This window comes from Lactiplantibacillus paraxiangfangensis, from assembly GCF_036246185.1.
In the GTDB taxonomy this organism is placed as follows: Bacteria; Bacillota; Bacilli; order Lactobacillales; family Lactobacillaceae; genus Lactiplantibacillus; species Lactiplantibacillus paraxiangfangensis.
In genome coordinates, this window is sequence record NZ_BTPW01000031.1 from 17,017 (window position 1) to 32,225 (window position 15,209).

Here is a 15,209-nt window from a genome sequence, read left to right on the forward strand (position 1 = left end):
ATTAAAAAGCAAACGGATTAAATAGTTTTCCCGCTTGCTTTGATGTTTTAACTGTTAGTTTCTTTGCAACAGAATCTGAGATTCGTGTGATGTCATTTTCAGTCAATTTAGGTTCAGAATCATTTTGCTTCAATAATTCTTTGATTTTTTCAATAGCCGACTTTGGTAACATTCCTGAATTGTCATCGGCAACTAAATCTAACTCCTCAGAGCCTTCACTAAACATGATTTCATCGACAAAGCCTAATTCTTTAGCCTGATCCGCATTCAAGTAGGTTTCTTCATTCATTTTTGCCAGTAAGTCATCCATCGGCAACCCAGTTTTCAGTTGATATGCAGTCGCCATTGATTCATTCATTTGCTTCAATACATCTGAAAGTTTGGCTTGATCGCGATAGTCACCATAAATCCCACCAGCTACGTTGTGAATCATGATTTGACCAATTGGACTAATTTTCGTTGGATTACCAGCCATTGCAATGACTGACGCTGAACTAGCAGCACGCCCAACAATATTCACAGTGACTTTACCAGCATAGCTTTTTAACGCCGTATAAATCTCCCGGCCTTCATCAACATAACCACCGCCGGAATTAATATCGATTTCAACATCTGAACCATCTGCTGGCAGTGCGTCAATAACATCTTTCGGGCATGTACCATCAATACCAAACATTTTGTAAATGAAACTATCATCATTGGAAATGATTGGGCCTTTAATATTAATTTTCTTCACTATTATCACCACCTTTCGTTGTGTAATTCTTAGTCATCACTATTTGGTCACCGTCCTCACGCGGTGGTAACCCAACTGCATGACGAACTTCATTTTGTGTAACCATCCCGGACGAACCTAACTTATCAATTTGTTCTGCTAACTCAATTAGCGTTGGCCGGTTGATTCCAATAACCTCAACTTGGCGACCACGCTTCAAATAATCTCGTTGACTAAACGATTTCGAATTAAGTTCAGTCTGAATCTTATTCAGTAGCGCGCCCAGACATTGCTTATTAAACAATTCCTGGTTATCACTACTCTCAGCAGTTTCACCGTGAATTAATGCTGGGGGAACACCCACTAAGCGTGCAACATGATCAATGAACGCTAACAGAACATTATTGCTTTCATCAAAGGTCTGGTTTTTGCCAACGCCATTCGAAACTTCATTGTATTCAAATCCATTTGTTAATGGGATAACTGCCACGGGGTTCTTACTAAAGGATTCAAAAATCTTATTGATAAATTTTTGTAGCTTATTTTGCTTCTCATCATTGGTTCCAGTAGTTAAATCAGCTTTAACTGTGGCTCGAATCTGATTATTACGCAGTTCTAAATCATACATTCGCCCAAATAACTCACCGTAGTCACCCCACAGACCTGTCAGATAGTGCTCTAGCTGGTCGTTAGAGTATTTTAGGTAAATTACATCAGACATAGCAAAAGTACGCTTAAACGTGTAATTTTTGACTGTCACATCACTGAATGTATCCTCATAAACCGCATATTCATGACGGGCAAAGCTATCCGCAATCAATAAGTTATTACTGTCGTCCTGAATAACCAACGCTTCGTTGTAGTAAATTAACTGGTAAACTAAATGCTGCCAAAAGTCACTTGCCGATTCATCAGTATTAGGTCGAACATTCAGTTTGTAATACATATCGTTCTTAACGGGCAATCCTTTATCCATCACCCGAAATTCCGACTGACTCACGGCACGGCCAACATAATTAATCACGGTGTCAATCGCCATTCGCTTTAAGTAAACTCGATTTTTTGTATCCTGGAACAAATCTAGATCATACACAAAGCTTGAATCTTTGCGCCGTGTAAATAAATCAAAGAAGCTATTAATTACACTCATCGGTTCACCTCCCTTCGTTTAAAAATCGATATCAGCCAACATATCAAGTGATTCACTGGTCGAATAATCTGGCAACTGGTCAACCAAATACTGACCATATTCAAATGCTTTAAAACCATCTGTTTTACGGCGAACTTCTTCTTTTTTGCCATACTTTTTATTGCCACGAACATCGGTGGTTACTAGAACGTTTTGTGTATTCCACCTTAGCAGCGGGTTGTCACCCCAAATATATTGATTATTAGCAAACCCTGTTTCAATCCGCGGCGCTAGTAAACCATCAATCGCAGTAGGATTACGAATAACGACTACCTCAAAACCCGCATCTTCAAAAAACTTACGCAAAAGGTCGGCACGGAAGTTATCCATGACGACCTTCTTAATGATGTATTTTTTTCGTTGTTCGATGAACCAATCCACAACTGCTTGCGGGTCAATCGTTGGTGTATCTACAATAGTTAATAACCCGCGATCTTCCCATTCAGCAATAGGAGGAGCGGACTGCGGGCGGTCTTGCGGTTTAGCAGAATAGGCATAGAATTTATCGACAAATTGGCGACGGGCGAATTGATGGCTGATAAAATACTGCTTTCCGTCACACTTAAAAGTTAGTCCATTAGCCGTAAAGTCACGGATTGACGCAAAATCAACGGAGCCAATTGCTTCACGGCCATCTAAATTAGGCACGGTGACATTGGTTGCCTTAATTTGTGAGTAAGGTGCAATTGACCGTTCCAAGTCTTCAATTGGGAAGTCCATACGCTTAGTCATAAATTCCTCGCGTTTAGATGTTTCAAACTGCATCTTTGCGTACATCTTCCGCATTTTATTGTGCAATGTTTGACCGTATTCAGTATGTGGCTGTGACAACATTGGATTTGCTAGTTCCCAATACTTTTCATCATCGACTTGATCAGCAGAATCTAATTTGCACCAAAACGGAAACATCATATCGGGTGCAAGACTGCCATTCATCACGCTAATGGCCACTTTCTTTTTTTCATCAAGGTAACCACCCCGAACATAGCCATCGGACCCAATTTCAAACTGGCGTGAGTCCGGAACCTTACCAAGTCCGGACTCATAAACTGACACTCCAGAATCATCTGAATATTGGTGAATTTCATCAAATACGTCGAAACCATCCCGCAAACCATCTTTCGTTTTACCATTGGATGTTTGATATACCAGCGTTGAATTTGTTGCCTTAGATGTGATGTAAGATTTAGCGGCACTGAACGCATGCTGCAGTGTCGGATTATTGCCGACCACGTTATAAATTTCTTCAATTGAAGTCTTGGCCTGTTCTTCAGAATTGGCAACGATTGAACCGTTATATCCAGGAATGCCATTCAAATCACTGATTAAAAATGAACCGATTGCTGAAATCCAACCATTCTTACCAGCACCACGACCCATGATAATTAAAAACTCATCATAGTAGACTGACCCGGTAGTTGAATCATAGAGAAACAAAAAAGCATCCAGAAATCTCTGAAACGCAGCAGTAGGGAAAAACCATTTTTCGGTAAACTTAACCAGATTCTCTATTTTTTCATCATCAAAGTACAGCTTGTCGTTCGATAGCACGTACTTTTCCAAATAGTTAATCAGCATGATTCGTTCTTTATTGAGTAAAATCTTGCCGGACTCATAAAGTTCGATATACTCGTCAACGTATTTTTGATGGATCATAATAAATCACTCTTTGTGTAAGATTTGGGCGGCTTGTTGACAATTTCAACTTGTTTTTTAGGCAAAGCAGAGTATTTAAAGTCCTTTTCAAGCGCAATTAAGGCTGTATTTATCCGGTTTTTTTCAGCGATTGCGGGGTTTGACTTCCAATAAACCTGCTTGCCATTCTCAATTTTAATCATCACGTTCTCTGGCTTTATCAACCGGTCTAATTTGTAGAAAACCTTGAGTAGACTGATGTAACGGTCAACTTTTTCCCGTTCAACTGCCGAATCCTGGTCAATCTTGCCCAGCAGCTCTTTTTTGATTTTAGCCTGGTTCAAACCCCCACCCCCTCTCAATAATTTTGTATTCTTAATCAATGTTTCCGGAGTCGAGTACTACCCACCGGTTCCGAGATTCGTATTTTTTGCCGATTTTTTTGACCCCGGGGGCCTTATGAAAATTTTTCTCCTGGTTTTTTGTCGTCCAAAATGGTTTTATTCAGATAACGAAACCCATCCGGATTGTAACTGTGGTTCATCATGTAAATGTAAGCTTCAGCACGCGTCAAACTAGTGAAGGCAACGTCAGTACTGAACACCTTACCTCGTTGCACCATGACAACATAGATCATAATCAATCCCACCTCTCATCCTTACTCCATCGATTCTCTTTACGCTTGTGCTTCGTCCTGTAGTTCATGCGATGATGCCGCTTGTTGTGACAGTCTTTGCACAGTGTTCGTAGGTTAGTCGGCTCAGTCCTTAGCTCCGGATAGTCAGCTAACTCTTTAATGTGATCAACCTCTAAGACTACTGGTCGCCCATGACTATCAATGTCACCAAGCCGCGTCACCTTACCATCATGCTTGCACCACTGACACTCATAGTGATCACGTTTAAGAATAGCTGCACGCAGATGCTCCCAGGTTACTGAGTTATAAAAGCTGCGACACTGGTCAGATGTCCAAGACATTGTGTAAGTCCTTAGCTAAACGAGTTGATTGCTTTAGCTTTCGGTCTAGCTCAGTTGTATTAATATCGACCAATAACGTAATCGGTTCTGTTGATACGTGCTGTGGTTTGATACCATGCATCACATTGGTTAGGCCAGCATAAATATCGTGTAGTGAATAGCCTTGTTTTACTAAGTCATAGCATGTTTCATTAATTTGTTGTGATGTATTAAATTCAGATTGTTCCATTGTCATCACTCTCCAATCTTGATTGCTTGATTATCAAACTTCTTATAAGCATCCAAATACATCTCATGCTTGTCTCCGTTATAAGTTACTTCGTAATACATTCCATCAGGAAACGTGGTACTTAATAATGCTTTGTTGTTTTGCAATATTTTGCTTAGCCAAACAACATAGATTTCATGTGGCCTAATGCCGACGCCATCAGTCTTATCGATATGAGCGTCGAACCATCCTGCTACTAATCCGATACAGTTCTTTACAAACTCATCGTTATTCATAATCGATAACCTCCAATAATTTATTTAATGTGTTGGCTGGGAATCGAACCCAACATGACGTGTGGTCACACCATTGTCAGCTGGTGCCCGTTACTCGCGTCTGACATGCGTCTACGCCACAACACATGATTGTATAAGAAAACGCCATACCTTAATTAGCATGACGCTTGATATATATTATTTGAGTACTTCAGAAAGGTACGTTTGCTCTACATTTAATCGTGCTTCCTTTATATATTTAGGCTCTTCTTTAAATTCAAACTTGCCTTCATCCATTACAAAACCATTTTCATTCTTGAGAACATCCCATGTGATTTCCATACTATCACCGTGAATAGTCGTATAGAACAGCTTCACATTTTCGAGTTTCCTAAGAATATCCATTCCACTATTTTCCCATTCTTTTGGCACGACTACTATTCTATCGCCAGGCAATATAACGCCATTTGAAAATACTTGATGACAATCTGTCCCTTTAAATGTAAATACTATCTTAGAATCAATAGCAGGTGTTTGACCACTATTTCTAAATACTGGCACAGCCATTTTTTCTTCTAATCTTGTTTTCGTATTCCAATCATCAACACTTTTCACGTCTCCATGACTCCAAATTTTTTCATGAAGGTCAAAAGCCATTGTCCAAGATAGGTAAAAATACGTTCTTGCTGCCAGCTTATTTCCTTCGGTTTGGGACGCAATTTGTTCTTTAATCCCTTTATAGCCATAAAATATTGTTGCTTCCGCAACAATAACCATAATCCAATCTGCCAAGCTACCAATTTGGATATCTCGATTTGTCAAAAATCTTATTAATAAATACATCAATACTCCACCAGGAATCCCACCGGTAAAGCCACCCCAAAAAATAGTTCTGATTTTCAAAATAGTTCCTCCAAAATATTAATTACTTAATATCATAACAAAAAGTCGCCACATAATCGCAACGACTTTCTCTTTGGAACTATTCGATAATACAAATATACCATGATTTCTTCGGCATGTTAGTGACATCAAGGGGACATTTTAGGGACATTCAGGGGACATAATTTAAATCAAACTTCGCAACTACTCACACGGCATTCATCTATCTAAATATGGGCCCAATTAAAAGGATCGTAGTTAAAAGGGCTATAAAAATACGTATCACTCAATGTAATTTCTCCGATTTGAAAATAAAAATGTAGCAAAACCTTTTGATTATTATTTTTATTCCACTTGGCTACATTTAATCGAGTTTGATATTCTTCATAAACCTCATTCCAATTAATTGTAAATAGCGTTTTTTTATCTCCAGATTTCAAAATATACAACTTTGGCCATTCAGAATGAGCTTGATTATCCTCAGCAATTTCTGACTCATTGATAGGAAATTTATATTCATTTTCTTGATGACCATCGACGATTACTTCTACCTTTGTTAATTGTACAACATAATTTTTATCATCTGGATTGATAAAACGAACCTTTTGAATTATTCCATTTGATCCTTGTTCCCCCACACCAGAAATGCTGACGTTTGCGGTTTCTCTTTTCAAACTTATATACACAGTCCAAGACAATAATAGCAATGTTGAAACAACTCCTAAACACTGTGCTATAACTGAGTTATTTAATATAACCGCTAAAACAAGTAGGCAAATCAACACTAGAATCATCAACAACGCAACCATTAATTTTAACATTTGAGCCTTTCTATTTTTTCTTATCATAAATAAGTTTCCTCCTTAATTTTTTTGTGATTAAATCATAACAAAAAACCGTTGCTTAATCACAACGGTCTTCTCTCACAACATTTTAACGTGCCTTACCCCATCACCGTACAATCGTTTGACTTGCCTAAATGAATAACTCATCTGTATTGCAATCGTATCTAGCTGAATATCTTCAATAAAATATTGCTCTAATATAGAAGCCTCTAACGAATTGCTTAATGCATCAAGGCAATCAGTTATCTCTAACTTAATCGGACGGCTCTTTTTAATCAATCGATTAATACGCCCTTCAATCTCTTCACGTCTAATCAGATCATCAGCTAACTCGCGCCGCTTACCACCACCAGGCTGACCAGTCATACTCGGTGAATGTGTTGACTCAATACGATCATCAATGACATAAAGTTTAGTTTCAAGTCGTTTAATTTGTCGGAAATACGGACGGTAGCGACGTAGAAATTTTTTATTAGTTTCAAATAACTCATCATGCAAGCAGCATCACCTCACTAATGTTTTGATTTAATCCATTGAATAAAAATGTAAATGCTACCACCTATAAGAACAAATATAAATATGGCTGCCATTATCAGTTGTGCATATAAATAGATGTTTAATGGGTTACCAATCATTTATCTTCCTCCACTCGATAACCGTCTAACCACGCACGAGCTGTAATCTCCTGATGCTGGATTACCCATTTAGTTTCAAATCTTGTAGTTTCAAAATTTTCAGAATCCATGAATAGCTTAGACAAGCTATAGTTGCTTTTGTAAAACTCAATAAATTTTGCCGCTCGCTTTGGAATTATTGGTAATTCAGATTTCATGTTAATTCTCCCAGATAAAATAATTAATTAATTTCAATCATATCAAATTCGATTTCTTCATTCAGTGGATTAGCTCGCCACAGTCCATCATTCTTACTTACTAGGTATTCATTTACCTCCGACCACGAATTGAATTCTTTAACAAAAGGTTTTTCGTCACTATCTTTGGGTGGTACGATTTTAAATTTCACGATTATGTCTCCTATCTCAACACTGACAGCATTCGAATTTTATCAACCTCTGACCGTTCCTTCATCAAGTGACCATACACCTTCCGGATCATTGACGTGTCCGCATGTCCAACCTGCTTAGCAATTGATTCTGGACTAACGTTTTCATTTAATAGATATGAAATATACGTGTGTCTAATTTTATGAATCGTTAGATGTTCCTCTTTAACCCCATACTTTTTCAATAGATGCCTAAAGAAGTGATTGAACGTATCATTATAAATTGGAACGTTAGGTTCAATTAGCACCGGTAAATCAACACTACCAAAGTACTTATACTTCCAGTTAACATACAAGGATAAGTCATTAGCCAATGACATATCTATAAGCACGTCGCGAATAGAGCTTTCATTTTTAGTTTTAGCAAAACCACCACCATGTTTGTAGTTCCAGGTCTTATTGATTGTGATTGTATCCTGATGAATATCCTCACTCGTAAACCCAAATGCTTCTGAAAAACGTGCGCCAGTATGCAATAGAAATGCAATTACCATCAGCCGTGTTTGAACCGTTAGCTGTTTAGTTAAACCATACTTATTGGTTTCTGCAAACTGAGATTTTCTGATAATTGGTTTTTCTTTTAAAGCATCTTGCAGTTCAATATCTATCCGAGTTTTAAATAGTCTAAATTCAGATTCAGTCATCGTCTTGGCCTGTTGCTTGACTGCATTTCGTTTTTCAATTGACCAATCATCTTCGACAGTACGAATTGAAATTCTCTGACTGGAAATTCCACTAATAAAATTGTCATCCACGGCTGAACGCAATGATGCAATAACATGGGTTTTAAAATCCAAGGTTGTTTGATGCCGATGAGTTTTACCAAACTGATTCAACAGCCATTGTAATGACAATCGGTTTTGCTCTAGATCCTTTAATAGCATACTTGGTGCTAATCTTTGAATATGCTTTCCCGTAATCTGGTACTTTGATAAAGTAACTGGTTGAATATGGCCAACTTTGTACCCTTTTACCCACCAGTTAAAATATTGCCAAAATGGTAAATTCCGCATATTCTTTTTCAGTACATCATGATTGATAGGATTATCAATTCCTAAATCATCCATTGATTGAAGTTCGTTCAAACACATCACCCCACTTTTTTCTTAATTCCAAATTTTGTAAAACTGCGGCCGCCCATTTTTCACTATCAGTTTCAATATGCTCCGGATATGAATCCGGCACCCATTCTTTGACATCAAAATGTTTTTTAACTGTATCGTTATATGGCATGACATTGATATCACTAAACGCTAAGAAATCGTCCTTAGCATTTTCGATTAAAAATACACCACGACACGTACGCTCTAATGAATCACCATGCCACACTACGGCGTTCATCCCTCGAATGGATAAATTGAACAGTAGAAATGGAATTGCTCGATCAGATAGTTCTTCACAATAATATAAATGCTCATGCGGCAAGTAATATAACGGTGATTCTTTCAAGCAATCCTGCCACCACTGGCTAATCGTGATTCCACCAGTGCCTGCAGCCGTTTCAAAGTAACTGGAATTACTTCCAACGATCTTATTTAACAGTCTAGCTACCGAATACGGAGTAAAATCTTGCTTTTTTTGTTTGCGGTCAGCTTGTTCATCCTCAAAATATTCATGAAACCAGTCAAAGCTAACATCTGTTGAAACTTCCAAGAACTCTCGGAATGTTTGTTCACGTAATGACTTATCTAACAAAATTTCCATCAATCGTCCAGGCGCTTTAAAAGGTTCATCAATCTTTAACAACCGATTAACTGTTTCAATGTTAAAGCCCAAAATCTCGCCTACTTCCTCTTGGCAAATTTTTCCAGCTATACTCACGTTCATTCATTCTTTTAAACGCTAAAGTAGAAACTGGATTACTTCCAACTGGTTTTACCAACAGCCCACGTATACGCAAAGAATATACACGGTCCCAAGCTTGATTCTTTGTCAATCGAAATTGCTGGCAAAGTTCATCGTAATTAATTACATGATCATTATTATTCAGCTTTATTGCACAAATGAAAGCATCACTTTCCTGAACACTTGGCCTTCTTACTCTAAATTGAAGGTGCCCGCGATGAGCCTCACGATAAGCCATATTATCAATCGAACTAAGTGAACGATTCAACAAATGTGCGATTTCTTGATGATAAACACCAGATTCAACTAAATATTTCAGCATCTTCAATTCTTGTTTAGTAAAACGCCGATGCTCACTAGACTTAATTCTTGGTAACATTCCTTTATCACGCAATCTGCAAACTCGCGCTGAAACACCTTTGATTGAAATATTAAATTCACTCGCTAAATACTTATAGTTAGTCACTTGATTAGTTTCAGGATCAATGACCAAAGCTGCCTGAAATCTTTCCCACTCACTTTTTTTCAATTTGACCACTCTCGTCACCTTCTCTTTTCACTCGCAAGCTACCATTCCGATATTCACGTACCCGTGAAACCAGCCATTCATAGCTAAAATTAATTTTGGCAACAGCTTCATCCCTTTGCACTGCCGTATGAACTTTATTCAAGCTATAGCTTTTAATTACTTCATATTCATACAAACTCACCGCTGCTTTTGGCGGGCCAGGATGTTCCGTAACTCGTGCTATCTTCCATATAGCTGCCATTTCTTCACGACTTGCTGGCATCACGCTACCATCATGACGGTCTTCAACTTCATGAATTAAATCTAATAATTTATCGAAATCTATGTGATCATGTTTTGATTCCTTTCGCTTCATAGTTTTACCTCTAAATTTATTTAAATCCGTAGCCAACTAAATTATTATTAATGATATTCAATGCATCTTCGGGTGACCGCGCAATTCCGTGAATCATGCGTTTCCGTTGCAAAAACTCATGGAATTTAACTTGATCCTTACGTGGCCGGCCAGTTTCGTTTTTACATTCGATAAAAAATATCTTCCCATCCGAGTGCCGAAACCCGAATAAATCCGGAAAGCCTTGTGGTAGCCCGGCATCGAACCATCGGCCATCTTCAGTCTTCACTTTGCCAACATTTGCTCGAAAAATTGTGCAGCCGGCAGCCGACACAGCCACTCGGATGTTATTTTGAATTTCTTGTTCTCGCATGCCTACCTCCTGTAGCGTCAAATAGAGACTACACTTTTTTCTATCAGATACGCTTAATCGACTGGTACCATTGGGATTGAGCGTAGTGTAGCGATGTAGCGACTTATTTTCAACTTTTGAAACACATACCTGGCGTAACCCCTATTCCCTATACCCTATATAAATAATATATATATATATATATATTATAAGTAGTAACTACATGTTACTGTATACGTTGGGGCTGTAGGGCTAAGGTGTAGTCACTAAAGTTGCTACACTGTGACTACAGTCGCTACACTCGCTCATATCCGCGTTTAGGGATCCCCGCAATTCGCTTCTGCTTAAACTTCCAGCCTTTTTTATTGTCCATCACATACTTAATCTTGTTTGCAAGCTTACGGTTTTTAACAATGTCAGGAACACCCATCTTGAATGCAATCTCTGAACTGGTTACAAAGTCGCCTTTGATTTGCGCCAGTGACTGCTCAATTGCATCTTCTTCCGCATCGATGTACATAAACTGCTCACGATTATCAGACAGCATCTGCTCCTGCTCCTCCGTTAATCCAAAGTGGAAGCCGTCACGATAATAACTGGTGAACTCGCCCCAGAGCTGGTCGATGTTATCTTGAGTTAAATCCGTGACTGGTGACTTTTTAGCTAACATTTTGTTGACCATTACTGGTAAGAATCGGCGTTCACCGGTTTTATCCTTTAGATAGGTCACCTCGTTAGTTGTCCGAGCCATAACAAAGTTTTTATACCGTCGCACATAATACTTTCCGTATGGTGGCCGGTACTCCAACATTTCAGCACTGATGAATTTCTTCAAAATCTCAAAACTGCTATGACCACTGGCCGTCATTTCATCATCGTTTGCGATCAATGATCGCATCATGTTTCCAAAATTATCTTTGTTTTCAAAGTCAGTGAACTGGTCGGTATACCACCCGTTGGCCATCTTTTTTAGTAAGGTCGTTTTACCAGCACCTTGGCCACCGACTAGATCCAAAACAAAATCGAACTTAGTTTCTGGTTTAAAGGCCTTGGCCACCGCACCAACGAAGAACAGTTTGGTCTGCAGTGTCGTCACCTCCGATGGTTCAACACCTAAGAAAACTGGTAGGAAGTCAGCCACACGTTTCTTGCCGTCCCATTTCTGTAAGCAAGTTTTAAAGTAATCAATCACCGGGTTAAACACATTCCGGCGTGACACTTCGGTGATGGCTGCATCAATCAACTTAGGCGCGAACATGACTTTATATTTCTGCTCGATGTATCTCTGAACGGCTGGTGTGAACTCATCTTGCAGTGGGCCGTGTTCCAACATCAACTCTGGTGAATCTTTCATGAACTCAGTTTCGTAGCTGAATTCATTGAAAGCGAATTTACCTTTTAGCAATTCGTCGTGTTCAAGTATCAGACAAACATTTTCGATGCTATTAGCTTTGATACCACCTTTGGCCGTTTCCATAAAATTGATTCGGTTATGCATCGGCACAACTTTATTTTGGATCTGGCGCAATTTTTCGGCTTCTTCTTCAACACTCACGCTTCTACCCCCCTTCGTCTAATTTCTTTTTTGATCATTGATTCGATTGTCGTCTTCGCCTCTCGTTTCGATAGTGAATCAATCGTGTTTGCATTGGCCAATAGCCCAAGTTGAATCACAGCCATTGGATCAACGCCACGGAACAACAGGCCGCCAGCAAAACTAGCAAGTGCATTATTCCGGCCACCCGTCGCACCTAAACCATTCACAATGATTTCAAACAATGTCGCTGTACCTGACTTCTCTGTATAGTCAATGTGTAAATCAGTAAAGTCCGACACTGAACCGTCATCGTCTGGTTTTGTATTGATTGCTTTAACCAATTCGGGTGATGCCGTCACAATTGGATTGTGGTTTTCCCACTTATATTGGCGGCCATTCCGTTCACTCGGTGCGACCATCACGTAGTTATTGATGTGGGCCTTAATATCGACACCAGGTAGCCAACCAATTCGCTGTTGTATATTACAATCATTTCGCTTCAGATAAAACAGCTGGCGTCCACCACCCGCAGTAGTCTGTGATAATGTATCACGCAAATATTCGGGATGCTCATATTCTTCAAGTGATTTAAACCCGTCCGCACCATCGGGGTGTTCGTCGATATCGACCACAAAAAAATTAGTTGTCCGTAGCGCAAGTTGCGCATACGGATGAGACTTCCAGTAGGATTTGATTTGGTCAACTGTCAATGGCGGCTGGTCAGCAAACTTAATCATGGGCGTTTTCCCAACCATCGGTAAGACACTGAAACCGGCTTCGGCATATTTGACCGCATATTGAATTAAATTATGCATGACCGGCCTCCTTCTTAAATAATTAGTGCAATGAGTACCACTATCACAACAATGATTATGGCCACCTCTATCTTATTTTCTTTACTCATATAATCGACTCCTTAATGGGCATCTCACCCGTTCGGTGGTTTCATGTCACTGCATTAGCTCCGTAAAACTGTGTTCAGCTCAACAATTAGTCTTCCATGGCTTGCTGAATCTTCCACCAAGTAGCAGCATAAGGTGCGAACTTGTCACGGGCTTTATTCAGTTCATCAATCATCTTAGTAGTGGTAAAGCTTTGTACCTTGGCTACTTCATCAAAGCTGTAACCCTCGGCAATCATGGTTAACGCTTTACGCGGATTAAACTTAGATTTTGGCTTGGACTCGTAATTTTCATTCATTAAGAACCGGTCAACGATGTCTGCTGTGATGACCTCACTAGTCACAATTGTGTTGTCGACACCATCAAGTTCCAAATGAGTGTCATCGGTCTGGTGTTCTTCCCAAACACCATCATCGTTGCGGGTGTACGTATACATCGCCTGACCAGTTTCAGCGTCTTGTTTCTTGTCGTAGTGAATCCGAGCTGATTCAACCGTGATGTTGACCACTGATTCAGTCTTCATCTCACGTAATTTATCAAGCAGATTGTCTAAGCCACCCTCGCTAACCTTTAAAGTGATGGCAGTCTGATCATTCTTGTCATTTTTAAATGAATCGATATTTGCATAGAAATTCAAACTCATATTTTAGTCCTCCTAGAATGGTGAATCGTTGGTTGGTTCATCTAAGTCAGCTGGTGCATCATCATCTGTTGGCATTGGCGGTGTTGGTGCTCCACCTAAATCGCCGGGCAAATCTGCATCAGTGACGTCCAATTCTTCCGGTTGTTCAGCGGCGTCTAAGTCATATTCGGTGTATGGATTTTCAGGATCCTTTTTGTTTGGACGGTGCTTGACGTGCAACGTGACCGTTTTGCCTTTTTCTGGGGCTAACACTTGCGAGAGTGTTTCATGCGTGTCAGTTTCATTTTCACTAGCAAAATATTCTGGCTTCATTTCGACGCCTAATAGTGAGCCAAGCTTGATGACAAATTTAATACTCCGGCTAAGAATGAAATCTGGAATAGCCTTACCTTTCTTGGACTGGGTTGCGAATGAAATCCGGTCAAATTCCTTTTCACCAGCATGTTCACCGTCCAAAACTGAGAACGTGATTTGCAGGCAATCCCAGCCTGAATCAAACGTGGCATGCTTGATATCATCGATGGCGGTCAAATAATCGCCGTCCGGTAGTCCTTGGCTGCCACCGCTATTCACTGAATCCTTATTGGGATCAAAATTATCCATAGTTTCTGCTGCTAAATCTAATAAACTCATTTTCATTTACCTGCTTTCGTTGGTTGTGGCTCCGGTGCCAATGCGCCAGGAATATTCTTTAAGACATGTAATAACTCTGGGTCTTGAATTTGACTGCCATAATATTTTCTGCGAATTTTATCGACGCTACGGTAGTAGTGCCCACTGACTTGTTGAGTATGAACTGATATGTCACAATTTCCAGTAACGATGTTGTAGTATTTATTCTTAATCCCCGGATGCTTTTTATTTGAGTCGTCTTTATCATCAAGTTCACGGCTAATAAAAATCACATTCATTGGAAGCGAACGTAAGTCCTCAATTAACGCCTTAAATGTCATATCTAACAAAGTATACCCACGGTTAAATCCTTTAAAGTCAGCTAAAGTTGGTACTCCTTCCTTAACACACAAAGCTCTAGTGATTCGATCAAGAACGTCTTCCACCACATCAATGCTGACCGATTTATACCCTTCTTTATTGACCTTGAGTGCTCGCAATATTTCTTGAAATTGATCAATTACACTACTTTTTAAATTCCTCGATTTAAAATTGAAGTGCAACACCTGCTCTACTAGACCAGTTCTTTATTCAGACTAGTCAAAAAGGCCATGAAGACCTATTCTTAATTCACCACAAACAAGAAAGAGGTATCTTCATGACCCG

Annotated in this window: 23 protein-coding genes; all 23 read right to left on the reverse strand. The window is 39.4% G+C overall.

Annotated features, from left to right (window positions below; translation table 11 throughout):
* Position 1: 1 nt before the first annotated feature.
* The 23 genes from AAA939_RS13445 to AAA939_RS13555 all read right to left on the reverse strand — a co-directional run bounded on the left by AAA939_RS13445 (position 2) and on the right by AAA939_RS13555 (position 15,106).
* Complete coding sequence (locus AAA939_RS13445) at positions 2-736, reverse strand: head maturation protease, ClpP-related (RefSeq protein ID WP_338230955.1); 735 nt, start codon at positions 734-736, stop codon at positions 2-4.
* Positions 723-1,865 carry a phage portal protein gene (locus tag AAA939_RS13450; protein ID WP_338230957.1) on the reverse strand — a complete coding sequence of 381 codons (1,143 nt, stop codon included), beginning with the start codon at positions 1,863-1,865 and terminating at the stop codon, positions 723-725. Before AAA939_RS13450 ends, AAA939_RS13445 begins: the two co-directional genes overlap by 14 nt.
* Before the next feature lie 18 nt (positions 1,866-1,883).
* Positions 1,884-3,560, reverse strand: a complete 1,677-nt coding sequence (locus AAA939_RS13455) for a terminase TerL endonuclease subunit (RefSeq protein WP_338230958.1) — start codon at positions 3,558-3,560, stop codon at positions 1,884-1,886.
* Positions 3,557-3,883: a P27 family phage terminase small subunit gene (locus AAA939_RS13460; RefSeq protein ID WP_338230959.1), complete on the reverse strand. Its 327-nt coding sequence runs from the start codon at positions 3,881-3,883 to the stop codon at positions 3,557-3,559. The genes AAA939_RS13455 and AAA939_RS13460 overlap by 4 nt, the downstream gene beginning before the upstream one ends.
* A gap of 113 nt (positions 3,884-3,996) precedes the next feature.
* Complete coding sequence (locus AAA939_RS13465) at positions 3,997-4,176, reverse strand: hypothetical protein (RefSeq protein ID WP_338230960.1); 180 nt, start codon at positions 4,174-4,176, stop codon at positions 3,997-3,999.
* A 2-nt stretch (positions 4,177-4,178) separates the two neighbouring features.
* The gene (locus AAA939_RS13470) at positions 4,179-4,517 is read right to left on the reverse strand and encodes an HNH endonuclease (protein ID WP_338230961.1); all 339 of its coding nucleotides are present in this window, start codon (positions 4,515-4,517) and stop codon (positions 4,179-4,181) included.
* Positions 4,501-4,746 (reverse strand): hypothetical protein, encoded by a 246-nt coding sequence (locus tag AAA939_RS13475; protein ID WP_338230962.1) that lies wholly within the window; start codon positions 4,744-4,746, stop codon positions 4,501-4,503. The genes AAA939_RS13470 and AAA939_RS13475 overlap by 17 nt, the downstream gene beginning before the upstream one ends.
* 5 nt (positions 4,747-4,751) lie before the next feature.
* Positions 4,752-5,021, reverse strand: coding sequence for a DUF6275 family protein (locus AAA939_RS13480; RefSeq protein WP_338230963.1), 270 nt, complete (start codon positions 5,019-5,021; stop codon positions 4,752-4,754).
* A gap of 177 nt (positions 5,022-5,198) precedes the next feature.
* The gene (locus tag AAA939_RS13485; RefSeq protein ID WP_338230965.1) at positions 5,199-5,903 is read right to left on the reverse strand and encodes a hypothetical protein; all 705 of its coding nucleotides are present in this window, start codon (positions 5,901-5,903) and stop codon (positions 5,199-5,201) included.
* A 206-nt stretch (positions 5,904-6,109) separates the two neighbouring features.
* The gene (locus tag AAA939_RS13490; RefSeq protein WP_338230968.1) at positions 6,110-6,730 is read right to left on the reverse strand and encodes a hypothetical protein; all 621 of its coding nucleotides are present in this window, start codon (positions 6,728-6,730) and stop codon (positions 6,110-6,112) included.
* Positions 6,731-6,805: 75 nt separating this feature from the next.
* Positions 6,806-7,225 carry a hypothetical protein gene (locus AAA939_RS13495; protein WP_338230969.1) on the reverse strand — a complete coding sequence of 140 codons (420 nt, stop codon included), beginning with the start codon at positions 7,223-7,225 and terminating at the stop codon, positions 6,806-6,808.
* A 133-nt stretch (positions 7,226-7,358) separates the two neighbouring features.
* Positions 7,359-7,559: a DUF1642 domain-containing protein gene (locus AAA939_RS13500; RefSeq protein WP_338230971.1), complete on the reverse strand. Its 201-nt coding sequence runs from the start codon at positions 7,557-7,559 to the stop codon at positions 7,359-7,361.
* A 23-nt stretch (positions 7,560-7,582) separates the two neighbouring features.
* Complete coding sequence (locus AAA939_RS13505) at positions 7,583-7,750, reverse strand: hypothetical protein (protein ID WP_338230973.1); 168 nt, start codon at positions 7,748-7,750, stop codon at positions 7,583-7,585.
* An 11-nt stretch (positions 7,751-7,761) separates the two neighbouring features.
* Positions 7,762-8,874: a site-specific integrase gene (locus tag AAA939_RS13510; protein ID WP_338230975.1), complete on the reverse strand. Its 1,113-nt coding sequence runs from the start codon at positions 8,872-8,874 to the stop codon at positions 7,762-7,764.
* The gene (locus AAA939_RS13515; protein WP_338230985.1) at positions 8,849-9,604 is read right to left on the reverse strand and encodes an SAM-dependent DNA methyltransferase; all 756 of its coding nucleotides are present in this window, start codon (positions 9,602-9,604) and stop codon (positions 8,849-8,851) included. Before AAA939_RS13515 ends, AAA939_RS13510 begins: the two co-directional genes overlap by 26 nt.
* Entirely contained in the window at positions 9,555-10,172 is a 618-nt protein-coding gene (locus AAA939_RS13520) for a hypothetical protein (protein WP_338230976.1), read from the reverse strand. The genes AAA939_RS13515 and AAA939_RS13520 overlap by 50 nt, the downstream gene beginning before the upstream one ends.
* On the reverse strand, positions 10,150-10,518 hold the full coding sequence (locus AAA939_RS13525; protein ID WP_338230977.1) for a hypothetical protein: 369 nt from the start codon (positions 10,516-10,518) through the stop codon (positions 10,150-10,152). The genes AAA939_RS13520 and AAA939_RS13525 overlap by 23 nt, the downstream gene beginning before the upstream one ends.
* A 16-nt stretch (positions 10,519-10,534) precedes the next feature.
* Positions 10,535-10,870, reverse strand: a complete 336-nt coding sequence (locus AAA939_RS13530; RefSeq protein WP_338230978.1) for a VRR-NUC domain-containing protein — start codon at positions 10,868-10,870, stop codon at positions 10,535-10,537.
* Between the two features lie 274 nt (positions 10,871-11,144).
* Positions 11,145-12,404: a virulence-associated E family protein gene (locus AAA939_RS13535; RefSeq protein ID WP_338230979.1), complete on the reverse strand. Its 1,260-nt coding sequence runs from the start codon at positions 12,402-12,404 to the stop codon at positions 11,145-11,147.
* Positions 12,401-13,201, reverse strand: a complete 801-nt coding sequence (locus tag AAA939_RS13540; RefSeq protein ID WP_338230980.1) for a bifunctional DNA primase/polymerase — start codon at positions 13,199-13,201, stop codon at positions 12,401-12,403. The genes AAA939_RS13535 and AAA939_RS13540 overlap by 4 nt, the downstream gene beginning before the upstream one ends.
* Before the next feature lie 175 nt (positions 13,202-13,376).
* Positions 13,377-13,931, reverse strand: a complete 555-nt coding sequence (locus tag AAA939_RS13545; RefSeq protein ID WP_338230981.1) for a DNA primase — start codon at positions 13,929-13,931, stop codon at positions 13,377-13,379.
* 12 nt (positions 13,932-13,943) lie between these two features.
* The gene (locus AAA939_RS13550; RefSeq protein WP_338230982.1) at positions 13,944-14,564 is read right to left on the reverse strand and encodes a hypothetical protein; all 621 of its coding nucleotides are present in this window, start codon (positions 14,562-14,564) and stop codon (positions 13,944-13,946) included.
* Between the two features lie 2 nt (positions 14,565-14,566).
* Entirely contained in the window at positions 14,567-15,106 is a 540-nt protein-coding gene (locus AAA939_RS13555) for an AAA family ATPase (protein ID WP_338230984.1), read from the reverse strand.
* Positions 15,107-15,209 lie beyond the last annotated feature (103 nt).